A 25,110-nucleotide genomic window follows, 5' to 3' on the forward strand; every position below is an offset into this window, starting at 1 on the left:
CCATGGACCTGATCGCCAACTGGCTGGGCAATATGCCCGACGCCGCCGTCCCCTTCGCGCTGGCTGCGCTGGGGCTCATCGTGTCCGAACGCGCGGGCGTGCTGTCGCTGGGCGCCGAGGGGCTGATGCTGGTCGGCGCGCTGGCCGGCATCGGCGTGCAGCTGGCGGTGCACGAGCCGGGCATCGCCCTCATCGGCTCGATGCTGGCCGCTGCCGCCGTCTCGGTGCTGTTCGCGGTGATGGTGGTGTGGCTGCGGGTGAACCAGGTGATCGCCGGGCTGGCGCTGGTATTCTTCTGCCAGGGGCTGACCGGGCTGCTGGGCACGTTGCTGGGCTGGACCAACCAGCCGGTCACCGGCCTCACGGCGGTGGCGCTCGGCCCGCTGGTGCAGCTGCCGGTGGTGGGCAAGCTGTTCCACCAGAACGTGGTGGTGTACCTGGTGCCTTTCATCATCGCCGGCGTGGTGCTGTACCTCAACCGCAGCGTGGCCGGCCTGCGCCTGCGCGCGGTGGGCGAGAACCCGCAGGCGGCGGACGCCGCCGGCATCCCGGTGCTGCGCACCCGTTTCCTGGCCATCGTCGCCGGCTCGGCGCTGGTGGGGCTGGCGGGCGGCTACATCGCCGTCATCAGCACCAAGCTGTGGATCGCCGGCATGACCGGCGGGCGCGGCTGGATCGCGGTGGGCCTGGTCATCTTCGCCCGCTGGTCGCCCTGGCGGGCCTTCGCCGGCGCGCTGCTCTTCGGCGGCATCGAGACACTCATCCCCCAACTCTCGGCCGCCGGCATCGCCATGCCGCAGTACTTCGTGCTGATGACGCCTTATCTCGTCACCCTGGGCGTGATGGTCTGGGTGGCCGTCACCCGGCGCGGCGCCGACGAAACCCCCGGCGCCCTGGGCGAGCCCTACCTCCGCGAAGAACGCCGATAGCCCCGGCATCCATCATGCAAGCCTACGTCTACGAACAGCCCCGCGAACTCGACCCCGCCGGGTTCGCCGACTACCTGAACCCGGCCACGACCGCCGTCATCTCCATCGACATGCACCGCGGCCATCTGGACGAGTCGCCCGACTGTCCCTGCCCCGCACCGCGTGCCCGCGACCTGGTCGCGCCGCTCGATGCTTTCCACGCGCAGGTGCGAGCGCTCGGCGTGCGCCTGGTGCATGTGCGCGCCACCGTGCGCCCCAACGGCGAGGACGACTTGAACGGCATCCCCGCCGCCTGGCGCCGCACCTTCCCCTTGTACGTGGGCGAGATCCCCAACTCCGCCGGCCATGCGATCGAGGGATCGAAGTGGACCGAGTGGTGCACCCATGTCGAGCCCACCGACATGCAGGTCAGCACCAAACGCCGCCTGTCGGCCTTCTATCCCAGCGACCTGGATTTCCTGCTGCGCAACCAGCGCATCGAGACGGTGGTGCTGGACGGCGGCTTCACCGACTGCTGCGTGCTCAACACCGCCTTCGATGCCAACAACTACAACTACCGGGTGATCGTGCTGCGCGACCTGGTGCGCGGCACCGATGCGCACCTGGAGGGGGCGGCGCTCAGCATGGTGTCGCTGCACCTGGGGCTGGTGATGGATTCGCAGGAACTGCTGCGGGTGTGGCGGGCCGCGGCCTGAGGCGCGCGCTTCAGCGCCGGTCGAAGAACTGCGTGTCGCCCAGGGCGACGGCGGTGCGCATGGATTCGTAGGCGGTCAGCACCCGGCCATAACTCCCCGGCCGTGTGCGCAGCATTCTTTCGACGCGTTCGAAGCGGCTGGCGTCGCAGTCCTCGCCGGCCGCGCAGCGCAGGGCGACATCGAACTCGTGCCGGTCGCATTGCAGGCCGGTGCCGCAGGGCAGCAGGTAGAGGGCCGAGGCCACGTCGGTGTCGGAATCCAGCGGATGGAAGTTGCCGTTGAGCATGAAACCCTTGCCGCCGTCGCGCGGTTGCAGCGCCAGGCGCCAGCCCAGGTCTTCGAAGACCAGCGGGTCTTCCATGCGCAGCACCTGGGTCACCGCCTGGCCGAGCCGTGCGGCCTGGGCCGGGTCCCTGGAATATTGTTCGAAGCTCGCGTGGTATTCGGCCACGGCCTTGACCAGGGGGTCTTGCGACAAACCGCTGCTCCACAGGTCCCGGGCCCGCGTTCGGGAGATTTCCTCCGAGACAAAATCCGCGCAGCGCATTTGCAGCTGCTTGCGTGCCAGATGCATGTGATGGGATTTGACGATTTCCGCGGCGGGGTGATCGGCCACCGGGCGGATATCGCCCGTCTCGGTTTTATCCGCCGAATCCTGGCATTGCCGCATGAATTTCACGGCGTAGAAATAACCGCCCTGTTCCGGATGCTGCAGCGCGTAGCTGAAAAACGCCCGCATGTCGCCGCCGGCGTTGTAGCGGCGCAGGAGTTCGGCCGAGATGTTGGGCGGGTCCTTCGAGTCCTCCGCCGCCGGGCCGGACGCGGCCATGGCGGGCGCGGTATCGGCATCGCCATCCGATTGGTCCACATGCGCCAGCAGCATCGGATCGTGGTGCGCCCACAAAATGATGGTGGCGAGAATGGCCGCCATGGCGGAGAGGGTGAATTTCATGCGGCGGCATTTTGGAGCCGCCGCCGTCATCCCGGTAATCCTGTTTCAAGATGACTAATCTTCGATATTGAATGACTTGGTCTCGAAAACCCCGATTGCCGATATCAAGTCATCAATATCCCGGCCCGCCTGTCCTGGCGGCTGCAGGCACCGGCTGCGCCGCCTGCCGCAGCGCATGCGTGATCACGCTCGAAGCCACGGTCGCGAAGAAGCGCGCCCCCCAGGCGCCGTAGCGCGCCTCGTCCGCGCCGTTCATGCCGATGATGCCGGCGCATTGGCCCGCGCCGGAGATGGCGCGTAGCGCCCGTTCGATCACCGCATCCACCTCCGGCGCCTTCCAGTCGCTGCCGAAACCCATCGAGTGCGACAGGTCGTTGGGCCCGACGAAGACCGCATCCACGCCTTCCACCGCGGCGATCTCGGCGGCTTGCGCGACCGCCTCTTCGGTCTCGATCATCACGATCAGCGCCACGCCCGCATTGCTGCGCCGGGTGTGCTCCGCGCCGGGAAAGGCGCCGTAGCCGGCGGCGCGCGGGCTGAAGGCGCTGCCGCGCCGGCCGGTGCCGGGGTAGCGCACCTGCTGCACCAGCTCGCGCGCTTCCTCGGCGCTCTGCACCATGGGGATCTGCACGCCGCTGGCGCCCATGTCCAGCACCCGGGCGATGTCCTGGCGCAGACAGCGCACCACCGGCGGTATGCCGCTGGCGCGCGCGGCGCGCAGCATGTGTTCGGTGATGCCCAGGTCGGCGCTGCCGTGTTCGTTGTCGATCAGGATGAAATCGAAGCCGGCATAGGCGCACATCTCCACGATGGCCGGGCTGGGCAGGGAGTTGAAGATGGCGCGCAGGGTGCGGCCGCTGCGCAGCAGGGCCGGCAGGCGGTCGTCGAGGGGGTGGCGGATGTCCGTGTTCATGCTCATGCTCATTCGGCCTGGATGCCCGCGTCGCGGATCACCTTGCCCCATTTCACGATCTCGGCGTTCTGGAAGGCGGCGAAGGCCGCGGAGGTGCGGCCGTCGGGCTCCACGCCCAGGTTGCGCAGCTTGTCCTGCACATCGGGCAGGGCGACGATGGCGGCGATCTCGCGGCCCAGCCGGTCCACGATGGGCGCGGGTGTGCCGGCCGGCGCGAAGATGCCCTGCCAGGACTGCATCTCGAAGCCCGGCACGCCGGCCTCGGCCATGGTGGGCACGGCGGGCATGTTGGCCAGGCGACGGGCGGAGGTCACGGCCAGCACCTTCACGCGCTTGCCGTCGATCATCGGGCGCGCGGCGGCCACCGTCTCGAAGACCATGTCGATCTGCCCGCCGATCAGGTCCACCATGGCCTGCGAGCCGCCCTTGTAGACGATCTGGCGCATGCGGGTGTGGCTGATGTTCTGGTAGAGCTGGCCGGAGAGGTGCTGCGAGGTGCCGGGGCCGGCGGTGCCGTAGGTCAGGCTGTCGGGCTTGGCGCTGAGTTCGGCGGTGATCTGCTGCACCGAGTCGAAGCGGCTGCCGGCGGCCACCACCAGCACGTTGCTCACCATGCCGACGAGGTCGATGGGCACGAAGTCCTTGACCTGCTCGTAGCCCAGGTTCTTGTTGAAAAAGGCGTTCACCGCATGGGTGGTGATGGTGCCGCCCATCAGGGTGTAGCCGTCCGGCGGCGCATGGGCCACGGACTGGGTGCCGACGATGCCGGACACGCCGGGCTTGTTCTCGATCACCACCGGCTGGCCCAGGCGCTGGCCCAGGTGCTGGGCGACGAGCCGGGCCACGCCGTCGGACACGCCGCCGGGCGAGAAGGGCACGACGAACTTGATCGGCTTGTCGGGCCAGGCGGCGGGCTGGGCCAGGGCGGGCAGGGCGACTGCCGCGGCTGCGAGGGCCAGAAAGAATTTGCGGGTCATCATGGTCTTTGTCTCCTTGTGTTTGTTCGAATCGGGCTCAGGCGGCGCGCACCGTGTCGCGCTCCACGATGCGGCAGGGAATCACCACATTGCGCGGCGCGGCGTCCTCGCGCATCTGCTCGTGCAGCAGGCCGACGGTGGCTTCCACCATCTCCTCCACGCTCTGCACCACGGTGGTCAGCCGGTAGGCGCCCCAGGCGGCTTGCGGCACGTCGTCGAAGCCGACGACACCCACCTCCTGCGGCACCTTCAGCCCCAGCTCCTGGCGCAGCACGTCGAGTGCGGCGATGGCCATGTGGTCGTTGGCGACGAAGAGGGCGTCGGGCTTCTCCTCGCCCGCGAACAGCTCGCGGGTGGCCTGCTTGGCCCGCTCGAAGTCGTAGTGGCCGTGCGCGCTGGCGAACACCGGCATGCGGGCCTCGGCCATGGCTTCGTGGAAGCCGCGTTCGCGCTCCAGGTTGGTGGAGGAGTTCTCCAGCCCCGCCAGGAAGGCGATGCGCCGGTAGCCGCGCGCCAGCAGCAGCTCGGCCACCAGGCGGCCGCCGCGCCGGTTGTCGGAGGTGACCGCGCTGGTGCCGTGGCTGGCGAAGGCGTGGGTTTGCGGCACCCGGTTGAACATCACCACCGGCACGCCGGTATCGGCGCACTGGCGCGCCAGGTCGGGCGAGAGCATGGCCGAGGCCATCACCACGCCATCGACCTGGTACTGCAGGATCTCGGCCAACACGCCGTCGGTCTGCTCGTCCTGCTCGGTGATGAACATCAGCACGTGGTAGCCCTGCTTCTGCAGCTTCTGCGAGAGCTTCTCGATCACCAGCGGATAGAACTGGTTCTCCAGGTAGCCCATCACCAGGGCGATGATCTGGCTGCGCCGGGTGATCAGGCTGCGCGCCAGGGCGTTGGGGCGGTAGCCCAGGGTCTTGGCCGCGGCGAGCACCCGGGCGCGGGTGTCCTCCGACACGCTGGCACCCGGCGTGAAGGTGCGGCTGACGGCCGACTGCGAGACCTTGGCCAGCTCGGCCACGGCCTGTGCGTTGGCGCCGGACCTCATGCGGCGCTCCAGCCGCCGTCCAGCATCAATGCGCTGCCGGTCATCAGGCTGGAGGCGTCGCTGGCCAGGAACACCACCGCGCCCATCACCTCCTCCACCCGGCCGAGCCGGCCGAGTGCGATGCGCTCGGTGACCCAGCCGCGGAAAGCGGGGTCGGCGAACATGCCGGCCGTCATGGCCGTCTCGATGAAGGTCGGGCAGATGGTGTTGACGCGGATGCCGCTGCCGCCCAGCTCCCAGGCCAGGGCCTTGGTCATGCCTTCGACCGCATGCTTGCTGGCGCAGTAGAGCGTGCGGCGCGGGCTGCCCACCACACCCATCTGCGAGGAGATGGTGACGATGGAGCCCGGCAGGCCGGCGGCCAGCAGGCCGCGGGTGACGGCGCGGGTCACGTAGAGGGCCGCCTTCACGTTCAGGTCGAAGACCGCGGCTATGTCCTCGTCCGACACCTCCACCAGCGGCTTGGGCCGGTTGAGGCCGGCGTTGTTGATCAGGATCTGGAAGGGGCTGGCGGCGGCGAGCCTGTCGTCCACGGCCTGCGGATCGGTCACGTCCAGCACCAGGTGATCGGCCTGGCCGCCCGCGGCGCGGATCTGCTCGCAGGCCTGGCGCAGCTCGTCCTCGGACCGGGCCGCCAGCGTCACCACGGCGCCGGCCTGGGCCAGCGCGGCGGCTGCGGCCAGGCCGATGCCGCGGCCGGCGCCGGTCACCAGGGCCTTGCGGCCATCGAGGCGGAAGCTGGGGGTGCTCGGCAAGCCGCTCATGGCGCCGCCACCGGCTCGTACCAGGGCAGGTCGGCGCGGTCGCCATAACGGCGCACCCGCAGGTTGGCCTGCTCGCCGTGGCCGGTGAAGTTCTCCATGTGGCACAGGCGCGAGCAGTACTCGCCCATGGTGGCGCTGGCCGCGTCGGTCAGCACCTTCTGGTAGGTGCAGGTCTTCAGGAACTTGCCCACCCACAGGCCGCCGGTGTAGCGCGCCGCGCGGTTGGTCGGCAGGGTGTGGTTGGTGCCGATGACCTTGTCGCCGAAGGCCACGTTGGTGCGCGGGCCCAGGAACAGGCCGCCGTAGTTGCTCATGTTCTGAAGGAACCAGTCCGCGTCGCGCGTCAGCACCTGCACATGCTCGAAGGCCAGCTCGTCGGCCTTTTGCAGCATCTCCTCGCGGCTGTCGCAGACGATCACCTCGCCGTACTGCTCCCAGCTCACGGCGGCGATGGCCGCGGTGGGCAGGATGGCCAGCTGGCGCTGCACCTCGGCCATGGTGGCGCGCGCCAGCGGCTCGCTGTCGGTCAGCAGGATGGCGGGCGAGGTGGGGCCGTGCTCGGCCTGGCCCAGCAGGTCGACGGCGCACATCTCGGCATCCACGCTGTCGTCGGCGATCACCAGGGTTTCGGTGGGCCCGGCGAACAGGTCGATGCCGACCCGGCCGTAGAGCTGGCGCTTGGCCTCGGCCACATACATATTGCCGGGGCCGACCAGCATGTCCACCGGCGCGATGCTGGCGGTGCCGACCGCCATCGCCACCACCGCCTGCACGCCGCCCAGCACCAGGATCTCGTCCGCGCCGGCCATGGCCATGGCGGTGACGATGGCCGGATGCGGCGCGCCCCGGTACGGCGGCGCGGTGGCCACCACCCGCTTCACGCCGGCCACCTTGGCGGTCAGCACACTCATGTGGGCCGAGGCGATCATCGGGTACTTGCCGCCCGGGATGTAGCAGCCGACCGCGTTGACCGGAATGTGCCGGTGGCCCAGCACCACGCCGGGATAGGTCTCGACTTCCACGTCGCGCATGGAGTCGCGCTGGATCTGGGCGAAGTTGCGGATCTGGGTCTGGGCGAAGGCGATGTCCTCGACCTCGCGGGCGGACAGGCTTTTGCGGGCCTTCTCGATCGCGTCGGCCGAGAGGCGGAAGTCAGCCGGGTCCCACTGGTCGAACTGGCGGCTGTAGTCGCGCACCGCGGCATCGCCACGGGTTTCGACCGCCTGGATGATGCCCTCCACGGTGGCGCGGACCTTGGCGTCGTCGTCGGCGCGGACCTGGATGTCCTTGCCGCGTTTGAGGTGTCTGATCATGGGTTTTGTCTCGTCGGGGACGGCATTGGCCGCTGGGTTGCATAGGTTTGCAAGACAGACTTTTGAGTCTGTGCAAACGTATGCAAAGGGGGTTTACCCTGGGCCCTGCCGATGGACGGTCGCTTCGGGCAACGAGCGGTCAATGGCCGTTCTTGCAGCCACTCCAGACTTTCGCCTGTGCCGCCCATCCATCGCTCAAGTAAACAAAAATGCTTGCATCGAGTCGCAATTTTGCTTATCTTCGGCGGCCGCTGGAGTCGAGTCTTGAAGATCAGCGAATTCAAACGATGGCTGGAAGCCGAGGGCGTGAGGATCGAGAACGGCACCAGGCACTGGCGCCTCTACTTCCGGGGCCACTGCAGCACGCTCCCGCGGCATCCCTCGCAGGAGTTGAAGGAAGGTACGCGGCGCGCCATCCTCAAGCAGTTGGGCATGAAGGCCTGAATGCGCCGGGCATCCCACATCCCCATGCCATGACCCATCGCAACTACCCCGCCTCGTTCGAGCCCGATCCGGATGGCGGTTTCGTGGTGACTTTCCGGGACATCCCCGAAGCCATCACCCAGGGCGACACCCGAGAAGAGGCCGAGTCCATGGCCGGCGACGCCCTGATCACCGCCATGGACTTCTATTTCGAGGAAGGCCGCCTGGTCCCGCCGCCGACCAAGGCACGCCGGCGCGAGGTGCTGGTCGCGCTACCCCTCTCGGTGGCCGCCAAGGTCGAACTTCTCAACCTTGTCGTGCAACGCAAGGAGCGCCCGGCCGACCTCGCCCGGGCCATGGGCGTGAAGCCGCAGGAGGTCACCCGGCTGCTGAACCTGCATCACGCCACCAAGATCGATACCCTGGCCGCCGCGTTCCGTGCGCTGGGGGGCGAGCTGGAATTGAACATCCGCTTCGCCTGACGCCGGCCGGCTCACACCTCCGGCAGCATCCAGTCTTCCGCACGCGCGAAGCAGCCGCTGTCGCCCAGCTTGCGCAGGCCCACGTCGGCCATCCAGCCGATGCGTTCGACCAGCAGCTGCAGCAGTTGCGCATGGTGGGGCAAGGCCTCCCCGTCCTCATCGACCGATGCCGCTTCGCGCGACAGGCCGACGGCCACGTTGGCCAGCGAGCAGAGCTGGCGCAGGACATGGCGGGCCTGCTCCAATGCTTCGGGGGTGATGTCCGATGCCAGCGCTGCATCGGGTCGTTCGTTCGATGGGTTCTTCGTCATGCCAGTCTCCTGTTCAAGAGAAAACCGGCGCACACCTGCTTGGAGGTGGCGGCGGCTCGAACGGGTTGGCGTACCGGACCAAAGCCTACGGCAAAAAACCGGCAGGGCGCGAACCCTCCCACTCGAGCCGCCATAAAACGGTTCGAATAGAAAAGGCCGCATAGCTGCGGTGGGCTAACGGCCTTAGCCGTGAGCTTTGGATTTTCAGGACGCCAATCCCGACCGCGTTCATCACGCGACGGCGAACTTTAACGGAAGCAGCGCGCGAAGCCCATCCTGTCATCCGATGGAGGGATGCCTTGCGACCACGCCCTTCTCAACTTTCATCGGCCAGCAGCGCAACGAATGCCCCAGGCGTCAAGCCCGCCCGTTCGGCTGCGTTCGCCGAGTCCTGGAGGCGGTACTGCAGCCGCTCGGCATAAAAGGCGCGCATGTCCTGGAAGTCCTGCACGCTGAGCATGACGCCGACCATGCGGCCGTGCTTCAACACGCCGATGGGCTCGCGTTGGGCGCGGTGCAGGAATTCACCGAACCGGGTTCTTGCTTCGGTGGCAGTCAAGGTCAGCATTGGGCACTCCGTCGATTGAGCGTTCGTTTTTACCCAATCGTTCAGCTGGGTCAACCATTGCCCCCCGCGCTGGCCTTGGCCGCAGCAGCCCCAGCAGATCGACAGTTTGTACACAGATTGATACGATTGCCCGCCGCCCGCTTCCCGGGCGCGCGGAAGGCCCTCCATGCCCGAGCACAGCGCCCAGCGCAATCCCGCCGTGGACATCGGCAAGGGCATCGCCATGCTGCTGGTGCTCTACGGCCATGCGATCGGCGAGCTCTACCTGTACGGCGACACACGCGCGGCCCCGGTCGCGGCGCAGCTCAAGCTGATCTACAGCTTCCACATGCCGGTGTTCTTCCTGTTCTCGGGCATGGTCCACCGGGTGCGGGAGCTGCGGCCGCAGCTGCGCAATGCCTGCGCGCTGCTCTTCACCGCCTACATCGTGCATGTCTTCTGCTGGGCCGCCGGCACGCTGTACGCCACGGCAGCGCCGGACTGGAAGGCGCTGGTGTTCCCGCTGATCGAACTGCGCCACTTCAAGGCGGTGATCGTCTGGTTCCTGGCCGCGCTGGCGCTGGTGCAACTGGCGTATCACCTGCTCAGCCAGGGTCCGATGGCGCGGCGCCTGGCGGTGGCCGCCATCGTGCTGGCCGGCTTCGTGTGGGCGCAGGCGCGGGCTTCCAATGTGTTCGAGCTGTCGGCGCTGTTGCCGGGGCTGCTCTTCTTCGCGGTCGGCCACCGCATGGCCGGGCCGGGCAGCCTGATGCAAAGGCTGGGCCGGCATGACGGACTGGTGCTGGCGGCGCTGGTCTTCACGGTGGTCTCGGCCGGCTGGAACACCGGCTGCCGCTGGGACCTGGCGGGCGACTGCCCCAATGTGCCCGGCAGCTTCGTGGCGCTGATGATCGCCGGCCAGTACGGCGTGCTGCCGCTGTTCCTGCTGACGGCGCTGGTGGGCTGTTTCGCGGTGGTCGGCCTGTCGCAGCGCATCGCCGTGCGCCTGCCGGCCGGCGGCCGGGCCCTGGCCTGGGTGGGCCGGCGCACGCTGCAGCTGCTGGTGGTCAACGGGCTGGTGATCTTTTTCCTGCACCCCTGGCTGGCCGGGGTGCTGGCGCCGCCCGGCAGCCTGTGGGCCCTGGAGGCAATCGCGCTGACCATGGTGGCGGGGCAGCTGCTGATGGTGCTGCTCTTCGGTTCGCTCACCTCGCTCCCGCTGCGGCTGGCCAAGTACCTGGCCGCCCGCCTGCCGCTGCTGCGCGCCTGAAGCGGTTCGGCGCGCGTCACAGCTGGTAGCAGGCCGGCCCGGCCGCCTGCCCATGATGTGCCGACAAAACCCCCACGAAGGCGATCATGGAATTCACCATCAACGGCAAGGCCGTGGAGGTGGCGTGCGACACGCGCACCTCGCTGCTCGACCTGCTGCGCGAGCAGCTCGGCCTCTCGGGCACCAAGAAGGGCTGCAACCAGGGCGCCTGCGGCGCCTGCACCGTCCTGGTGGACGGCGAACGCATCAACAGCTGTCTGGCTCTGGCGGTGCAGTACCAGGGCCGCGACATCACCACGGTGGAAGGCCTCTCGGGCGAGGGCGGCCTGCATCCGCTGCAGCAGGCTTTCGTGGCGCACGACGGCTTCCAGTGCGGTTACTGCACGCCCGGGCAGCTGTGTTCGGCCGTGGGCATGATGGCCGAGGCGCGGCGCGGCATGCCGAGCGTGGTGAGCGCCGACCTCTGCGCATCGAGCGTGGTGCTGGACCACGACGAGCTGCGCGAACGCATGAGCGGCAACCTCTGCCGCTGCGGCGCCTACAACGGCATCGCCGATGCGATCTCCGAGACCTTCGAGGCCGAGTCCGCCGCGCAGCCCGCGCTGAAGGAGGCCGCATGAACCCCTTCGCCTACCACCGCGCCAGCGATGCCCGCTCGGCCATCGCCCTGGCCGGCCCCGCGGCCGGCGCCAAATACCTGGGCGGCGGCACCAACCTGGTGGACCTGATGCGCGAGACCATCGAGCGGCCCTCCACGCTGGTCGATGTGTCGGGCCTGAGCAAGAACATCGAGGCCCGCGCCGACGGCAGCGTGCTCATCGGCGCCGCCGCCAGCAACAGCGCGGTCGCCCTGCACCCCGCCATCCGGGAGCGTTTCCCGGTGCTGGCCCGCGCCATCCTGGCCGGCGCCAGCGGGCAGATCCGCAACATGGCGACGGTCGGCGGCAACATCCTGCAGCGCACCCGCTGCCACTACTTCTACGACCAGTCCACCCGCTGCAACAAACGCGAGCCGGGCAGCGGCTGCGATGCGGTGGAGGGTTTCCATCGCATGCATGCGGTGCTGGGCACCTCGCCGAGCTGCATCGCCACCCATCCTTCGGACATGTGCGTGGCCCTGGCCGCGCTCGATGCGCTGGTGCACCTGTCGGGGCCGCAGGGCGACCGGGTGCTGCCGCTGGCCGAGCTGCACCGCCTGCCGGGCGACACGCCGCAGATCGAGCATGTGCTCTCGCCCGGCGAACTGATCGTGGCGGTGGAAGTTCCGGCGCTGGCCTTCGGCGCACGCTCGGCTTACCGCAAGGTGCGTGATCGGGCCAGTTATGCCTTCGCGCTCGTATCGGTGGCGGCTGCATTGGATGTGGAGCAGGGCCGGATCCAGGCGGTCCGCATCGCCCTGGGCGGCGTGGCCCACAAGCCCTGGCGCGCCCACCAGGCCGAGGCCGCGCTGCAAGGTGCCGTCGCGGATGAAGCGGCCTTCCTGGCCGCCGCCAACGCCGAGCTGGCCGATGCGGTCGGCCTGCGCGACAACGCTTTCAAGATCGAACTGGCACGCCGCACCATGGTGGCGGTGCTGGGCCAACTGGCCAAGGAGGCCGCATGAGCATCGTCCAGGAAGTCATGCAGAAGGCCGTGAAGGCCGTCCTGCCGCATCTGCCCGACCGTTTCGTGCCCGGCGCCTCGCCCGATGCACTGCGCGATCGCCATGGCCTGCTGGGCGAGGCGGTGGCCCGTGTGGACGGCCCGCTCAAGGTACAGGGCCGCGCCCGTTTCGCGGCCGAGGTCGACATGCCCGGCATGCTCTACGCCGCCTTGGCCTTCAGCAGCATCGCCCATGGCCGTATCGCGGAACTGGACACCTCGGCCGCCGAGTCGGCCGAGGGCGTCACGCTGGTGATGACCTACCGCAACGCGCCGCGCATGCAGCCGCCCTCCCTGATGATGACCAAGCCCCGCGCGGCCGGCGCCAGCCAGCTGCCGGTGATGCAGGACGAGCGCATCCACTGGAACGGCCAGCCGGTGGCCGTGGTGCTGGCCGAGACGCAGGAGCAGGCCGACCATGCCAAGTCCCTGATCCGCGTGCGCTACGAAGCCGAGCCGGCCGACACCGACTTCCACGCCGCCATGGCCCATGCCCGGGTGCCCGACACCGTCCTGGGCGAGCCGCCCCGGGTGGAGATCGGCGATGCCGAGGCGGCGCTCAAGGCCGCGCCCCACAGCGTCGATGCCATCTACACCTCGCCGCGCCACAACCACAACGCCATCGAACTGCACGGCGTCACCGTCGCCTGGCAGGACGGCAAGCTGCGGGTGCACGACGCCACCCAGATGATCAACGGCACGGCCTGGACGCTGGCCGAGGTCTTCGGCATGAAGGAGGAAGACGTCCATGTGAGCTCCCCCTTCGTCGGCGGCGCCTTCGGCGGCAAGGGCCTGTGGGACCACCAGATGCTGGCCGCGGCCGCCTCGAAGCTGGCCGGCCGCCCGGTGCGCCTGGTGCTTTCGCGCGAGGGCGTGTTCCGCGCCATCGGCGGCCGCACCACCACCGAGCAGCGGGTGGCCCTGGGCGCCAACGAGGACGGCACCCTGGCCGCCCTGATCCACACCGGCTGCGTGGCGATGACGCCGCACAACAACTGCCCCGAGCAGTTCACCTTCCCGGCCCGTCACCTCTACGCCACCAAGACCATGCTGCTGGAGCAGAAGGTGGCCGACATGCACATGGTGGCCAACACCTTCATGCGCGCGCCAGGAGAATCCATCGGCACCTTCGCGCTGGAGAGCGCGCTCGACGAGCTGGCCCACCGGATGCAGCTCTGCCCGGTGGAACTGCGCCGCCGCATCGAGCCCGAGAAGGACCCGTCCTCCGGCCTGCCCTTCTCCTCGCGCCACTACCTGAAGGCACTGGAGCAGGGCGCCGAACGTTTCGGCTGGGACCGGCGCCACGCCGTGCCCGGCAGCCGCCGCGAGGGCGAATGGCTCGTCGGTTTGGGCATGGCCACCGCCACCTATCCCTACTTCCGCATGCCGGGCGGCGCCGCCAGCATCACGCTGGGCGCGGACGGCAGCGCCGTCGTGCAGATGGCCAGCCACGAGATGGGCATGGGCACGGCCACCGTGCAGGCCCAGCATGTGGCGGTGCGCCTGGGCCTGCCGCTGGAGAAAGTGCGCTTCGAATACGGCGACAGCAGGATGCCCGCAGGCACCCTGGCCGGCGGCTCCTCGCAGACGGCCTCCATCGGCGCGGCGGTGATCGCCGCGCACGAAAAGCTGCTGGAGCGACTGCTGGAACTCGCCGGCCGCGAATCGCCGCTGCATGGCCTGAAAGCCGAGGAGCTGGACGCCCAGGACAGCGGCCTGTGCCAGCACGGCCACCCGGATCGCCACGAAAGCTACGCCTCCATCCTGTCCCGCGCCGGCCTCGCCGAAGTGAAGGTCGAGGCCGAAGCCCCGCCGCCGCTGGAAATGCAGAAATACTCCATGCATTCCTACGGCGCGCAGTTCTGCGAGGTGCGGGTGAATGCGGTCACCGGCGAGACCCGGGTCTCGCGTTTCCTCGGCTCCTTCGACTGCGGCCGCATCCTCAACGCCCGCACGGCCGCCAGCCAGTTCCGCGGCGGCATCGTCATGGGCCTGGGCCTGGCGCTGACCGAGGAGACCTTCTTCGACGAACGCAGCGGCCGCATCATGAATCCGTCGCTGGCCGAATACCACGTGCCGGTGCAGCTCGACGTGCCCGCCATCGACGTCATCTGGACCGACGAGCCCGATCCGCACAGCCCCATGGGCGCCCATGGCGTGGGCGAGATCGGCATCACCGGCGTGGGAGCGGCGGTGGCCAACGCGGTCTTCAACGCCACCGGCAAGCGGGTGCGCAGCCTGCCGGTCACGCTGGACAAGCTGCTCTGAGGCGTGGGCGAAGTCGATGGCCGCACAATCGTGCAGCCATCAACAAGAGACAAACGCGCAGCCCCTGCGCGTGCCAACAAGCCATGACAGCAGCCTTGCCAGACGCCGCGGCCCGCGCCGCCCAGGACCCACCCAACGGCGCGGAGGTCCTGGTGCGGACCCTGCTGGCCAACCAGGTGGACGTGTGTTTCGCCAACCCCGGCACCTCGGAGATGCACTTCGTCGCCGCCCTCGACCGCATCGAGGGCATGCGCTGCGTGCTGGGCCTGTTCGAAGGCGTGGTCACCGGCGCGGCCGACGGCTACGCCCGCATGGCCGACAAACCCGCCGCCACCCTGCTGCACCTGGCGCCGGGCCTGGGCAACGGCCTGGCCAACCTGCACAACGCCAAGCGGGCGCAGGTGCCCATGGTCAACATCGTGGGTGAGCACCGCCAGGGCCACAAGGCCACCGACTCGGCGCTGACCGGCGACATCGAGGGCATCGCCCGCACCATGTGCGACTGGGTGCACACCTGCAGCTCGGCCGACCACATCGCGCAGGACGCCGCCGCCGCCGTGCAGCGCGCCAACAGCCGGCCCGGCCGCATCGCCACGCTGGTGCTGCCGGCCGATACCGCCTGGACGCAGACCCGGAACAGGCAGCCGGTGGTGCTGGCGCCCGAGCCGCCGACCCTGCCGTCGGACCAGCGCTTCGACGCCGCGCTGAAGGCCTTGCGCAGCGGCGAGAACACCATCCTGCTGCTCTCCGGCCGGGCCCTGCGCGCCGGCGCGCTGGAGGACGCCAGCCGCATCGCCCAGCGCAGCGGCGCGCGCCTGCTGGCGCAGTACGCCAACGGCCGCATCGAACGCGGCCGGGGCCGGGTCGTCATCGAACGCACCCCCGCCCCGGTGGACCAGGGCGTGGCCGCCTTCCGCGATGCCCGCCATGTGATCCTGGTCGGCGCCAAGGTGCCCGCGCCCATGTTCGGCTACCCCGGCAAGCCGGACTACCTGATGGACCCGGCCGCCACCCTGATCGAACTGACCCAGCCGAGCGACGACCTGCCCGCCGTGCTGAAGGAACTGGCCGCCCGCCTGGGCGCGGCCGACGCCGCGCCGCTGCTGCAGCCCGAGGCGCCCCTGCCCCTGCCCGACGGCGCCCTCACGCCCGACGCGGTGCTGCAGGCCGTCTCCGCGCTGATGCCGCAGCAGGCCATCGTGGTGGACGAATCGGTGACGGCCGGCCGCGCCTTCTTCCCGATCTCGCGCGCCAGCGCGCCGCACGACTACCTGCAGCTGACCGGTGGCGCCATCGGCGACGGCATCCCCATGGCGGTCGGCGCGGCCGTCGCCTGCCCGGGCCGCAAGGTGATCAACCTGGAGGGCGACGGCAGCTCCATGTACACCATCCAGGGCCTGTGGACCCAGGCGCGCGAGCGGCTCGACGTGCTCACCATCGTCTTCGCCAACAAGGGCTACAAGATCCTCAAGGGCGAGATGGCCAACGTCGGCGCCGGCACCTGGGGCGCGCGGGCCGAGCAGATGCTGTCCATCGTCAACCCCGAGATCAGCTGGGTGAAGCTGGCCCAGGGCATGGGCGTGGAGGCCGCGCAGGCCACGACCACGCAGGAGCTGCTGCGCCTGCTGCGGCACGGCTTGGCGATGCAGGGACCCTTCCTGATCGAAGTGCAGCTGGCCTGACGGCCGGGCCGCGGGGCAAGCCCGGTACCCCCGGGATATCCCTGTCCCGCGGCCGTTGACGCTGCCGGAGGCGGCTGCTTATGATCCGATGACAGCGCTAACATCCGGATCCCCACTTCATGTCGTCTCCCGAAAAAACCCCTCCCACGCCCGAACCGACCCGCCGCAAGGCCCCCGAGGAGCTGCGCTCCCACCGCTGGTACGGCGTCAAGGACATGCGCTCCTTCGGCCACCGCTCGCGCACCGCCCAGATGGGTTTCAGCCGCGACGACTATCTGGGCAAGCCGGTGATCGGCATCCTCAACACCTGGAGCGACATGAACTCCTGCCACACCCACTTCAAGCAGCGGGTGGAGGAGGTCAAGCGCGGCGTGTGGCAGGCCGGCGGCTTCCCGGTGGAGATCCCTACCATCAGCCTGGGCGAGGCCTTCCAGAAGCCCACCACCATGCTCTACCGCAACATGCTGGCGATGGAGGCGGAGGAACTCATCCGCTCCTATCCGCTCGACGGCGTGGTGCTGATGGGCGGCTGCGACAAGACCACGCCCGGCCTGGTGATGGGCGCGCTGGCCAACAACCTGCCCAGCATCTTCGTGCCCGCCGGCCCCATGCTGCGCGGCGACTACAAGGGCAAGTACCTGGGCTCGGGCTCGGACACCTGGAAGTACTGGGCCGAGCTGCGCGCCGGCAACATCACCGAGCAGGACTGGCAGGAGGTGGAGGACGGCATCGCCCGCTCCCCCGGCACCTGCATGACCATGGGCACCGCCAGCACCATGACCAGCGCCACCGAGGCCCTCGGCCTGACGCTGCCGGGCGCCTCGTCCATCCCGGCGCCGGACTCGCGCCATTCGATGATGGCCACCCACTCCGGCAAACGCATCGTGGACATGGTGTGGGAGGACCTGAAGCCGCTCGACATCCTCACCCCCGCCTCCTTCGACAACGCGGTCGTCACCGCGCTCGGCCTGGGCGGCTCGACCAACGCCATCGTCCACCTGATCGCCATGGCGCGCCGCGCCAGCATCCCGCTGGACCTGGCCCGCTTCGACGAGCTGGCGCGCCGCACCCCGGTGATCGCCAACCTGCGCCCCGGCGGCCAGTTCCTGATGGAGGACTTCTTCTACGCCGGCGGCCTGCGCGCCTTCCTCAAGGAAATGGGCTCGCACATCGACGGCAGCCAGAAGACGGTCAACGGCCACACCCTGGGCGAGAACATCGCCGATGCGCAGGTCTACATCCCCGAGGTGATCCTGCCGCTGAAGGCCCCCAAGCTGGAAAGCGGCGGCCTGGCCGTGCTGCGCGGCAACCTGGCGCCCGATGGCGCGGTGATCAAGCCGGCGGCGATGGAGCAGCACCTGCGCAAACACACCGGCCCGGCCGTGGTCTTCCAGGACTACAACGACATGGCCGCGCGCATCGACGACCCCGAGCTGGACATCACGAAAGACAGCGTCATCGTGCTGCAGAGCGCCGGCCCGCAGGGCGCCCCCGGCATGCCGGAATGGGGCCAGCTGCCCATCCCGCAGAAGCTGCTGAAGGAGGGCGTGCGCGACATGGTGCGCATCAGCGATGCCCGCATGAGCGGCACCAGCTACGGCGCCTGCGTGCTGCATGTCACGCCCGAATCGCATGTGGGCGGCCCGCTGGCCCTGGTGCGCACCGGCGATCTGGTCACGCTGGACGTGGACGCCCGCCGCATCGCCATGGAAGTGAGCGACGAGGAAATCGCCCGCCGCCGCGCCGCCTGGAAGCCGCCGATGCCGAAGTTCAGCCGCGGCTACGGCGCCATCTTCCTGAAGCACGTGCAGCAGGCCGACACCGGCTGCGATTTCGACTTCCTGGCGCCGGACTACGTGGCCCCGGATGCGGCCCAGGCCTCCGCATTGGCCGGGGGCGAGCCCGAGATCCACTGAGACGGCGCGCCGCGCAAACACAAGACAAAAGAGACAAGACACCATGACCTCCACCCCCCGCACCCCGCGTCGCGCCCTGCTGCTGGCCGGCCTGCTGGCCGCCGCGCCGCTGGCCGCGCTGGCCCAGGCACCGGCGCCGTATCCGACCCGCGTGGTCACCATCATCGTGCCCTTCGCCCCCGGCGGCGGCACCGACATCGCCGCCCGCCTGGTGGCGGTGAAGCTGGGCCAGAAATGGGGCCAGTCGGTGGTGGTGGAGAACCGCACCGGCGCCGGCGGCCTGATCGGCGCCGAGGCGGTGAGCAAGGCCAAGCCGGATGGCTACACCCTGCTCGTGGGCAATGTCGGCACCCAGTCGATCAATCCCTCGCTCTACAAGATGCCCTACGACCCGGACAAGGCCTTCACGCCGATCTCCCTGTTCGCCGAGCTGCCCTTCGCCTTCGTCGTCAATCCCAACGTGAAGGCGACGACACCGAAAGAGCTGATCGCCCTGGCCAAGGCCGAGCCGGGCAAGCTGACCTATGCCAGCTCCGGCCAGGGCGGCTCGCCGCACCTCACGGCCGAGATCTTCCAGCAGGCCACCGGCGTGAAGTTCACCCATGTGCCCTACAAGGGCGGCGGCCCCGCCATGGCCGATTTGATGGCCGGCCATGTGGACATGCTCTTCGCCTCCATCCTGGAGACCAGCGGCTACGTCAAGGCCGGCAAGCTGCGCGCCCTGGCCGTGACCAGCGCCCAGCGCTCGCCCGCCATGCCGGAGGTGCCCACGCTGGCCGAACTGGGCGTGAACAACGCCGAATCCGGCTCCTGGGTGGCGCTGCTCGGCCCCGCCGGCCTGCCCGCTGGACTGGCCGAGAAGATCGCCGCCGATGTGCACGAGATCGTCGGCAGCGCCGACACCAGGGCCGCCCTCATCGCCCAGGGCGCCACGCCGCGCGGCGGCACGCCGGCCGAACTGCAGCAGACCATCGCCGCGGACAAGGAGCGCTACGGCAAGGTCATCAAGGCGGGCGGCATCCGTATCGATTGAAGCCGGTCCGCATCCACACAAAAAAGACAGAGACAAACACCATGACCACCCCCTTCCTCCCCCAGCGCCGCACCCTGCTGCGCGCCACCAGCGCCTTCGCCCTGCCGGGCGGCCTGCTCGCCAGCGCCGCCGTCCACGCGCAGGACAGCTGGCCCAGCCGCGCCATCACCTACGTCGTGCCCTTCACGCCCGGAGGTTCCACCGACGTGATCGGCCGCGTGGTCTGCCAGAAGCTCGGCGAGACCCTGGGCCAGCCGGTGGTGGTGGACAACCGTCCCGGCGCCGCCGGCGCCGTGGGCGCGGCCTATGTCGCCAAGGCCAAGCCGGACGGCTACACCCTCTTCGGCGGCACCATCAGCACCCATGCGATCAACGCCAGCCTCTACAAGAACCTGCCCTACGACCCGGTGAAGGACTTCGAGCCGATCTCGCTGGTGGCCTTCCTGCCCAATGTGCTGATGGTGTCCACGCAGTCCGGAGTGAACTCGGTGGCCGAGCTGATCGCGCTGCTGAAGAAGGATCCTTCGAAGCGCACCTTCGCGTCCTCGGGCGCCGGCACCTCCACCCATCTGGCGGGCGAGCTGCTGGCCGACCTGATCGGCGTGCCGCTGTCCCATGTGCCCTACAAGGGCACGCCGCCGGCCATGCTGGACGTGGCCTCGGGCCAGGTCACCTTCATGTTCGACCAGTTCACCGCCGCGCTGCCGCTGGTGCAGTCCGGCAAGCTGCGCCTGCTGGCCGTGACCACCGGCAAACGCGCCGCCATCGCTCCGCAGCTGCCCACGCTGGCCGAGGCCGGCGTGCCCGGTTTCGAGATGGCTTCGTGGCAGGCCATCTATGCGCCGAAGAACACGCCCAAGCCCATCGTGGAGCGGCTCTCGGCCGAGATCACCAAGGCGCTGAAGCTGCCCGATGTGCATGACAAGCTGACCAACCAGCTCGGCATGGAAGTCGTGGCCGGCTCGCCCGCCGACCTTGCCGCCCTCATGCAGAAAGAGATTCCCCGCTGGGGCGAGTTGGTCCGCAAGTCCGGCGCCTCCGTTTGATTCCCGTTAGACCTCCTCACCCATGACCGCACCCACCACCCCCACGCCCCTGTCCGACGAAACCCGTGCCCTGCTGCGCAAGGTCAGCGTGGCCACGCTGTGCACCCAGCTTTTCAAGCGCGGTTTCCGCAATGTCTTCCTGCAGGGCGTGGGCCGCCTGACCACGCCGAGCAAGGGCAACCTGGTCGGCCCGGCCTTCACCATGCGCAACATCCCGGCGCGCGAGGACATCGACCAGATCAGCGCCTTCGACGACCCCAACCACCCCCAGCGCAAGGGCATCGAGAGCGTGCCGCCCGGCCATGTGCTGGTGATCGACTGCCGGGGCGAGAAACGCGTGGCCTCGGGCGGCGGCATCCTCACCACCCGGCTCAAGGTGCGCGGCGCCGAGGGCCTGGTCTCCGACGGCCCGGTGCGCGACAGCGGCACCATCGCGCAGATGGATTTCCCGGTGTACTGCGCCGGCGGCAGCGCGCCGCTGAACCTGATCCACCACCACGCCATCGACCTCAACGTGCCGGTGGGCTGCGGCGGGGTGCCGGTCTATCCGGGCGACATCATGGTGGGCGACGAGGAGGGCGTGGTGGTCATCCCCGCGCACCTGGCCGAGGAGATCGCGCGCGACGCCACCGAACAGGAAAAGATGGAAGCCTTCATCCTGGAAAAGATCGAGGGCGGCGCGAAGCTGGCCGGCACCTATCCGCCCAACGCCGATACCCGCGCCGAGTTCGGCGAGTGGCGCAAGGCCAAGGGCATCTAGGAGACACACCATGCAACGCCGCCTTCTCACCGCTGCCCTCGTGGCGGCGTTCGCCTCCCTTCCCGCCCTGGCCCAGCAGCCGGCCTGGCCCGCGCGGCCGATCACCATCGTCGTGCCGGCCTCGCCCGGCGGGGCGATCGACCTGCTGGCCCGGCTGATCGGCAACAAGATGACGGCCGACTGGGGGCAGCCGGTCGTCATCGACAACCGCACCGGGGCGACGGGCATCATCGGCACCGACCTGGTGGCCAAGGCACAACCCGATGGCTACAACCTGGTGCTGGTGGCGAGCAGCCATGCGATCAATCCCAGCATGGTTCGGAAGCTGCCCTTCGATACGGTGAAGAGTTTCGAGCCGGTGGCGCTGACGCATGTGGTGCCGCTGGTGCTGGTGACATCGCCTGCGTTTCCGGCGAAGACGGTGCAGGACATCGTGGCCTATGGCAAGGCGCATCCCGGCGAGCTGAGTTTTGCTTCCAGCGGGAGTGGCGGGGCGCCGCATTTCTCGGGCGAGCTGTTCAAGTCGCTGACCGGGATTCAGATGACGCATATACCCTACAAGGGCAGCACGCTGGCGCATCCGGATCTGATGAGCGGGCGGGTTTCGCTGATGTTCGATACGGTAGCGGCCACCAATGCGCAGATCAAGGCGGGCAAGCTCAAGGCCTATGCGGTGACGACCTCTTCTCGGGCGGCTTCCCTGCCGGATGTGCCTACGATGCAGGAGGCTGGCATCGCCGGGTATGAGACCAGTACCTGGGGCGGGCTGCTGGCGCCGGCTGGCACGCCCAAGGCTGTGGTCGACAAGATCAATGCCGAGGTGAATCGGGTGTTGGCCCTGCCGGACGTCAAGAAGACTTTGCAGGACAACGGGATCGAGGCTGGGGGTGGGTCGCCTGCGCAGTTTGGGTCGTTTATCCAGGCTGAGATGGTGAAGTGGGGGAAGGTTGCCAAGGATGCTGGGATTCAGCCTGAATGAGGCTTTGTCATTCTGGGGTTTTGTCTCCTTGGCGGAGGGCGGAGCTGGGGCTGCGCGCCCCAGACCGCGCTCACTTTCTTTGCTTCGCTGTATGGACCGAGGACATGGCTGACACATGTGCGAAGACATGGTTGACGCATTCTGCTGTTGATTCAGTGCGCTCTCAAGTCAATCTGCTGAAGCCAGTGATGCATGAAGAAGACGTTGAACAGGCCATCTGTCTGGCCGTGCGGACGCACGGCCACGGGCAGGCCCCGCAGTGCGTTTGACACCCTGTAGCGGCGCCCCCTGAAGCGCAGCTCGCCCAGCCACTTCACGGTCATGACCGTGTCCCCGGGACCGTATTCGATCTCCGGCAGCACCTCGGGATAGCAGCGGGGACTGGCCTGGTAGCGGCTCATCGGCGTCTGCATGGCAATGTCCTGGTGCGGACGCTGCTGGTTGTAGACATCGCGCCAGAGGTCGAAGGCCTGCTGCGCACTGCCGAGATCGCTGAACACGCGGCCCTGCAGGACCTCGGCCTTGAGCGTTCGGTGGAAGCGCTCGTCCTTGCCGTTGGTCTGGGGGTGGTAGGGCCTGCTGAAGCTCACCCGCACGCCGCAGCGGATCAACCAGACCGCCAGGCCGCTGAGCTGCCCGGGCTGGCTCGGTACGCCCCAGGGCGCGCCGTTGTCGGCGTTGATCTGCTCGGGCATGCCGTAGCGGCGGAACACGTCCACCAGATGCTGCTCGACCGCCTGGCTGGTCTCGCCTGGACAGGCGCGGATGGCGAGGTTGAAGCGCGAGTGGTCGTCGAGCAGCGTCAGGGGGTGGCAACGCCCCGAGGCCAGCGGGAAGTGGCCCTTGAAGTCGATCTGCCAGAGCGCGTTGGGCCGCTCGCGCTCGAAGCGTTGCCAGGGCGTGGCCGCGGCACTGGCGGCGCTGGAGATCAGGCCGTGGCGATGCAGGATGGAGTTGACGGTGCTCGGCGCAAGGCGCGGGTGGCCCAGCGTGTGCAGCCGCTCAGAGAGCTTGCGCCCGCCCCAGGCCGGGTGCTGCAGGCGCAGGGCGACAACGGCCTGCTGCAGCGCTTGGGCGGTGGCTGCCGGGCTCGACTGAGGGCGTCGCGACAGATCGCTCAGGCCGCTCGAGCCCAATTGCTTGTAGCGGGCGATCCACTTGTAGCCGGTCTGCGCGCTGATGCCGAAGCGCCGACACAGCTCGCGCCGGTTGGCGCCGTCCTGCAAGGCCAGGCTGACGAATTCTTCTCGAAGGCTCATGGTGTCTCGGGTGCTCCAGGGCATGGTCTGTTCTCCCCTCGGGCAGGCAGCCCGAAGGTGTCAACCATGTCATCGCACACCTGTCACCTATGTCCCCGGTCCATACACTTCGCCAAAGAAAGTAAGCAAAGAAAGGCGACCCGACACCCGAGGCCCTTCGGGCACCGCTGCGGTACTCGCAAAGGCGGGGTCCACGACAACTCGCTTCGCTCAAACAGGTCGTGGCCCTGATCCGCCTTTGCTCCGTTCCTCGCTCTCGGGCTCACGGGACCCGGGAGCGGGAGCGGGGACAGCGGCTGCTTCGCAGCGCAACGGGCCTTCGCTGCGCTCGGCCTCCACTGAAATGCGGCGCTCAGTGTGGGCGGGTTATTCAATCAGAGGCCGAGCGCAGCGAAGGCCCGTCGCCCTGCGAAGCAGTGGCTGTCCCCGCTCCCGGGTCCCGTCTGCGGGTGAGCGAGGAGCGGAGCAAAAGCGGATCAGGGCCACGACCTGTTTGAGCGAAGCGAGTTGTCGTGGCCCCCGCTTTTGCGAGCACCGCAGCGTGCCCCCTCCGCAGGAGGGGGACTCCCGCAGCCGGGTCGCCTTTCTTTGCTTACTTTCTTTGGCGAAGTGTTTAGACCGGGGACATGGGAAACACCCGTGCGGGGACATAGGAAACACCTCGGCTCAATTGGAAGCGGTCGCCGCAGCGCTGTCCAGACGCATGAAGCAATGGTGGCTGAAGTAGATATCGAAGCAGCCGTCGTGCTCGGGATCGGGCCGGAAGGCCACCGGCAGGCGGTGTAGCGCGTGCGACAAGCGCAGCTTGTGGCCCTGGAACTTCACGAAGCCGTTCCAGCCCACGGTCACGACGTGATCGTGCTCGGCGTATTCGATCTCCGCCAGCGTCTGCGGCATGGCCCGCGGGCTCATGCGGTAGCGCTGTGCGGGTGTCTGCATGGCGATGCCCTCGTGTGGTCTTTCGTGGTTGTAGACAGCCCTCCAACGGTCGAGCGCGTCCTGTGCATGGGCGAGGTTGTCGAAAGTCCTGCCGTTGAGCACCTCGGCCTTGAGCGAGCGGTGGAAGCGCTCGAGCTTGCCGTTGGTCTGCGGGTGATACGGCGCGCTGTGGCTGACTCGCATGCCCAGCCGGATGAACCAGATGTCGAGCCCGCTGAGGTGGCCTGGTGCGCTCGGCGCGCCCCAGGGCGCGCCGTTGTCGGCGTTGATGCGCGCGGGCAGCCCGTAGCGCTCGAAGACGGCCTGGAGCTGGCTCTGCACCGTGGCGCTGTCGGTCCTGGCGCAGGCGGCCGCGGCCAGGTTGAAGCGCGAGTGGTCGTCGAGCAAGGTCAGCGGGTTGCAGCGCCCGGCAGCGGTCTCGAAGTGGCCCTTGAAGTCGAGCTGCCACAGGGCGTTGGGCTGCTCGTGCTCGAAGCGCTGCCAGGGCTGGCTGGCAGCGCTCGCCTCTTGAGGGATCAGGCCGTTGCGTCGCAGGATGTCGGTGACGGTGCTGGTGGCGGGCACCTCGCGGTGGCCGAGGTCCAGCAGCCTGCGGCAGATCTTGCGCGCGCCCCAGGCAGGATGCTCGCGCCGCAGCGCCAGGACGGCCGACTGCATGTCCGCGGGCGTCTGCAGCGGGCTGTGTACGGGGCGCCTGGAGCGCTCCACGAAGGCCGCCTGACCTTCCACTGCAAAACGCTTGAGCAGCGCATAGCCCGCCTTGGGCGTGATGTTGAAGCGCCGGCACAACTCGCGCCGATTAGCCCCTTCCTGCAGGGCCAGTTCCACGAACTCTTGCTTGGTGCTCATGAGGTCTCTCGGTTGCCAGGGCATGGGCTTCTCCTCGGCTTGACTGCCGCACAGAAGTGTTTCCCATGTCCCCGCACACCCGTTTCCCATGTCCCCGGTCTGAACAGCGAA

Annotated in this window: 24 protein-coding genes; 14 read left to right on the forward strand and 10 right to left on the reverse strand. The window is 68.8% G+C overall.

Annotated elements, in window-relative coordinates:
- Nucleotides 1-2 precede the first annotated feature (2 nt).
- Both GT347_RS15475 and GT347_RS15480 read left to right on the forward strand, forming a co-directional pair.
- Nucleotides 3-929: an ABC transporter permease gene (locus tag GT347_RS15475; RefSeq protein ID WP_160553033.1), complete on the forward strand. Its 927-nt coding sequence runs from the start codon at nt 3-5 to the stop codon at nt 927-929.
- A 14-nt stretch (nt 930-943) separates the two neighbouring features.
- The gene (locus tag GT347_RS15480) at nt 944-1,624 is read left to right on the forward strand and encodes an isochorismatase family cysteine hydrolase (RefSeq protein WP_160553034.1); all 681 of its coding nucleotides are present in this window, start codon (nt 944-946) and stop codon (nt 1,622-1,624) included.
- Nucleotides 1,625-1,634: 10 nt separating this feature from the next.
- On the opposite strand, the gene GT347_RS15485 is transcribed toward GT347_RS15480, so the two are convergent.
- From GT347_RS15485 to hisD, 6 genes are all read right to left on the reverse strand, one after another.
- Complete coding sequence (locus GT347_RS15485) at nt 1,635-2,576, reverse strand: hypothetical protein (RefSeq protein ID WP_160553035.1); 942 nt, start codon at nt 2,574-2,576, stop codon at nt 1,635-1,637.
- A 112-nt stretch (nt 2,577-2,688) separates the two neighbouring features.
- Nucleotides 2,689-3,495: an HpcH/HpaI aldolase family protein gene (locus tag GT347_RS15490; RefSeq protein WP_229722331.1), complete on the reverse strand. Its 807-nt coding sequence runs from the start codon at nt 3,493-3,495 to the stop codon at nt 2,689-2,691.
- 2 nt (nt 3,496-3,497) lie between these two features.
- The gene (locus GT347_RS15495) at nt 3,498-4,469 is read right to left on the reverse strand and encodes a Bug family tripartite tricarboxylate transporter substrate binding protein (RefSeq protein ID WP_160553036.1); all 972 of its coding nucleotides are present in this window, start codon (nt 4,467-4,469) and stop codon (nt 3,498-3,500) included.
- A 34-nt stretch (nt 4,470-4,503) separates the two neighbouring features.
- Complete coding sequence (locus GT347_RS15500; RefSeq protein WP_160553037.1) at nt 4,504-5,517, reverse strand: LacI family DNA-binding transcriptional regulator; 1,014 nt, start codon at nt 5,515-5,517, stop codon at nt 4,504-4,506.
- Entirely contained in the window at nt 5,514-6,281 is a 768-nt protein-coding gene (locus GT347_RS15505) for an SDR family NAD(P)-dependent oxidoreductase (RefSeq protein ID WP_160553038.1), read from the reverse strand. Before GT347_RS15505 ends, GT347_RS15500 begins: the two co-directional genes overlap by 4 nt.
- On the reverse strand, nt 6,278-7,594 hold the full coding sequence (gene hisD / locus GT347_RS15510) for a histidinol dehydrogenase (protein ID WP_160553039.1): 1,317 nt from the start codon (nt 7,592-7,594) through the stop codon (nt 6,278-6,280). Before hisD ends, GT347_RS15505 begins: the two co-directional genes overlap by 4 nt.
- Nucleotides 7,595-7,858: 264 nt before the next feature.
- Here hisD and GT347_RS15515 point away from each other — a divergent pair, with 264 nt between their 5' ends.
- Nucleotides 7,859-8,038 carry a type II toxin-antitoxin system HicA family toxin gene (locus tag GT347_RS15515; RefSeq protein ID WP_160553040.1) on the forward strand — a complete coding sequence of 60 codons (180 nt, stop codon included), beginning with the start codon at nt 7,859-7,861 and terminating at the stop codon, nt 8,036-8,038.
- A gap of 29 nt (nt 8,039-8,067) precedes the next feature.
- Nucleotides 8,068-8,499: a type II toxin-antitoxin system HicB family antitoxin gene (locus GT347_RS15520; RefSeq protein WP_160553041.1), complete on the forward strand. Its 432-nt coding sequence runs from the start codon at nt 8,068-8,070 to the stop codon at nt 8,497-8,499.
- Between the two features lie 11 nt (nt 8,500-8,510).
- On the opposite strand, the gene GT347_RS15525 is transcribed toward GT347_RS15520, so the two are convergent.
- Nucleotides 8,511-8,810: a hypothetical protein gene (locus tag GT347_RS15525; RefSeq protein ID WP_160553042.1), complete on the reverse strand. Its 300-nt coding sequence runs from the start codon at nt 8,808-8,810 to the stop codon at nt 8,511-8,513.
- A gap of 316 nt (nt 8,811-9,126) precedes the next feature.
- Nucleotides 9,127-9,378, reverse strand: coding sequence for a type II toxin-antitoxin system Phd/YefM family antitoxin (locus tag GT347_RS15530; protein WP_160553043.1), 252 nt, complete (start codon nt 9,376-9,378; stop codon nt 9,127-9,129).
- Nucleotides 9,379-9,544: 166 nt separating this feature from the next.
- Here GT347_RS15530 and GT347_RS15535 point away from each other — a divergent pair, with 166 nt between their 5' ends.
- The 10 genes from GT347_RS15535 to GT347_RS15580 all read left to right on the forward strand — a co-directional run bounded on the left by GT347_RS15535 (nt 9,545) and on the right by GT347_RS15580 (nt 21,952).
- Nucleotides 9,545-10,627 (forward strand): hypothetical protein, encoded by a 1,083-nt coding sequence (locus GT347_RS15535; RefSeq protein WP_160553044.1) that lies wholly within the window; start codon nt 9,545-9,547, stop codon nt 10,625-10,627.
- A gap of 86 nt (nt 10,628-10,713) precedes the next feature.
- A complete protein-coding gene (locus tag GT347_RS15540) occupies nt 10,714-11,247 on the forward strand; it encodes a 2Fe-2S iron-sulfur cluster-binding protein (protein ID WP_160553045.1) in 534 nt (177 codons plus the stop codon).
- A complete protein-coding gene (locus GT347_RS15545; protein WP_160553046.1) occupies nt 11,244-12,230 on the forward strand; it encodes an FAD binding domain-containing protein in 987 nt (328 codons plus the stop codon). The genes GT347_RS15540 and GT347_RS15545 overlap by 4 nt, the downstream gene beginning before the upstream one ends.
- Nucleotides 12,227-14,536 carry a xanthine dehydrogenase family protein molybdopterin-binding subunit gene (locus tag GT347_RS15550; RefSeq protein ID WP_160553047.1) on the forward strand — a complete coding sequence of 770 codons (2,310 nt, stop codon included), beginning with the start codon at nt 12,227-12,229 and terminating at the stop codon, nt 14,534-14,536. The genes GT347_RS15545 and GT347_RS15550 overlap by 4 nt, the downstream gene beginning before the upstream one ends.
- Before the next feature lie 83 nt (nt 14,537-14,619).
- Nucleotides 14,620-16,218, forward strand: coding sequence for an acetolactate synthase large subunit (locus GT347_RS15555; RefSeq protein ID WP_160553048.1), 1,599 nt, complete (start codon nt 14,620-14,622; stop codon nt 16,216-16,218).
- Between the two features lie 119 nt (nt 16,219-16,337).
- On the forward strand, nt 16,338-18,134 hold the full coding sequence (gene araD / locus GT347_RS15560) for an L-arabinonate dehydratase (RefSeq protein WP_160553049.1): 1,797 nt from the start codon (nt 16,338-16,340) through the stop codon (nt 18,132-18,134).
- A gap of 43 nt (nt 18,135-18,177) precedes the next feature.
- Entirely contained in the window at nt 18,178-19,167 is a 990-nt protein-coding gene (locus tag GT347_RS15565) for a Bug family tripartite tricarboxylate transporter substrate binding protein (protein WP_160553050.1), read from the forward strand.
- Between the two features lie 41 nt (nt 19,168-19,208).
- The gene (locus GT347_RS15570) at nt 19,209-20,213 is read left to right on the forward strand and encodes a Bug family tripartite tricarboxylate transporter substrate binding protein (protein WP_160553051.1); all 1,005 of its coding nucleotides are present in this window, start codon (nt 19,209-19,211) and stop codon (nt 20,211-20,213) included.
- Between the two features lie 22 nt (nt 20,214-20,235).
- Nucleotides 20,236-20,973, forward strand: a complete 738-nt coding sequence (locus GT347_RS15575) for a ribonuclease activity regulator RraA (protein ID WP_160553052.1) — start codon at nt 20,236-20,238, stop codon at nt 20,971-20,973.
- Nucleotides 20,974-20,983: 10 nt separating this feature from the next.
- Complete coding sequence (locus tag GT347_RS15580) at nt 20,984-21,952, forward strand: Bug family tripartite tricarboxylate transporter substrate binding protein (RefSeq protein ID WP_160553053.1); 969 nt, start codon at nt 20,984-20,986, stop codon at nt 21,950-21,952.
- Between the two features lie 152 nt (nt 21,953-22,104).
- Here the strand turns inward: GT347_RS15580 and GT347_RS15585 are convergent, their stop codons facing one another.
- Together GT347_RS15585 and GT347_RS15590 are read right to left on the reverse strand one after the other, a co-directional pair.
- Nucleotides 22,105-23,235, reverse strand: a complete 1,131-nt coding sequence (locus tag GT347_RS15585) for an IS481 family transposase (RefSeq protein ID WP_160553055.1) — start codon at nt 23,233-23,235, stop codon at nt 22,105-22,107.
- Between the two features lie 642 nt (nt 23,236-23,877).
- On the reverse strand, nt 23,878-25,023 hold the full coding sequence (locus GT347_RS15590) for an IS481 family transposase (RefSeq protein ID WP_160553056.1): 1,146 nt from the start codon (nt 25,021-25,023) through the stop codon (nt 23,878-23,880).
- Nucleotides 25,024-25,110: the final 87 nt, after the last annotated feature.

The organism is Xylophilus rhododendri (assembly GCF_009906855.1).
Classification (GTDB): Bacteria; Pseudomonadota; Gammaproteobacteria; order Burkholderiales; family Burkholderiaceae_C; genus Xylophilus; species Xylophilus rhododendri.

Coding starts and splice junctions, on each gene's coding strand:
- GT347_RS15475 (WP_160553033.1), top strand. CDS start 3: ATGGACCTGATCGCCAACTGGCTGGGCAATATGCCCGACGCCGCCGTC.
- GT347_RS15480 (WP_160553034.1), top strand. CDS start 944: ATGCAAGCCTACGTCTACGAACAGCCCCGCGAACTCGACCCCGCCGGG.
- GT347_RS15485 (WP_160553035.1), bottom strand. CDS start 2,576: ATGAAATTCACCCTCTCCGCCATGGCGGCCATTCTCGCCACCATCATT.
- GT347_RS15490 (WP_229722331.1), bottom strand. CDS start 3,495: ATGAGCATGAACACGGACATCCGCCACCCCCTCGACGACCGCCTGCCG.
- GT347_RS15495 (WP_160553036.1), bottom strand. CDS start 4,469: ATGATGACCCGCAAATTCTTTCTGGCCCTCGCAGCCGCGGCAGTCGCC.
- GT347_RS15500 (WP_160553037.1), bottom strand. CDS start 5,517: ATGAGGTCCGGCGCCAACGCACAGGCCGTGGCCGAGCTGGCCAAGGTC.
- GT347_RS15505 (WP_160553038.1), bottom strand. CDS start 6,281: ATGAGCGGCTTGCCGAGCACCCCCAGCTTCCGCCTCGATGGCCGCAAG.
- hisD (WP_160553039.1), bottom strand. CDS start 7,594: ATGATCAGACACCTCAAACGCGGCAAGGACATCCAGGTCCGCGCCGAC.
- GT347_RS15520 (WP_160553041.1), top strand. CDS start 8,068: ATGACCCATCGCAACTACCCCGCCTCGTTCGAGCCCGATCCGGATGGC.
- GT347_RS15525 (WP_160553042.1), bottom strand. CDS start 8,810: ATGACGAAGAACCCATCGAACGAACGACCCGATGCAGCGCTGGCATCG.
- GT347_RS15530 (WP_160553043.1), bottom strand. CDS start 9,378: ATGCTGACCTTGACTGCCACCGAAGCAAGAACCCGGTTCGGTGAATTC.
- GT347_RS15535 (WP_160553044.1), top strand. CDS start 9,545: ATGCCCGAGCACAGCGCCCAGCGCAATCCCGCCGTGGACATCGGCAAG.
- GT347_RS15540 (WP_160553045.1), top strand. CDS start 10,714: ATGGAATTCACCATCAACGGCAAGGCCGTGGAGGTGGCGTGCGACACG.
- GT347_RS15545 (WP_160553046.1), top strand. CDS start 11,244: ATGAACCCCTTCGCCTACCACCGCGCCAGCGATGCCCGCTCGGCCATC.
- GT347_RS15550 (WP_160553047.1), top strand. CDS start 12,227: ATGAGCATCGTCCAGGAAGTCATGCAGAAGGCCGTGAAGGCCGTCCTG.
- GT347_RS15555 (WP_160553048.1), top strand. CDS start 14,620: ATGACAGCAGCCTTGCCAGACGCCGCGGCCCGCGCCGCCCAGGACCCA.
- araD (WP_160553049.1), top strand. CDS start 16,338: ATGTCGTCTCCCGAAAAAACCCCTCCCACGCCCGAACCGACCCGCCGC.
- GT347_RS15565 (WP_160553050.1), top strand. CDS start 18,178: ATGACCTCCACCCCCCGCACCCCGCGTCGCGCCCTGCTGCTGGCCGGC.
- GT347_RS15570 (WP_160553051.1), top strand. CDS start 19,209: ATGACCACCCCCTTCCTCCCCCAGCGCCGCACCCTGCTGCGCGCCACC.
- GT347_RS15575 (WP_160553052.1), top strand. CDS start 20,236: ATGACCGCACCCACCACCCCCACGCCCCTGTCCGACGAAACCCGTGCC.
- GT347_RS15580 (WP_160553053.1), top strand. CDS start 20,984: ATGCAACGCCGCCTTCTCACCGCTGCCCTCGTGGCGGCGTTCGCCTCC.
- GT347_RS15585 (WP_160553055.1), bottom strand. CDS start 23,235: ATGCCCTGGAGCACCCGAGACACCATGAGCCTTCGAGAAGAATTCGTC.
- GT347_RS15590 (WP_160553056.1), bottom strand. CDS start 25,023: ATGCCCTGGCAACCGAGAGACCTCATGAGCACCAAGCAAGAGTTCGTG.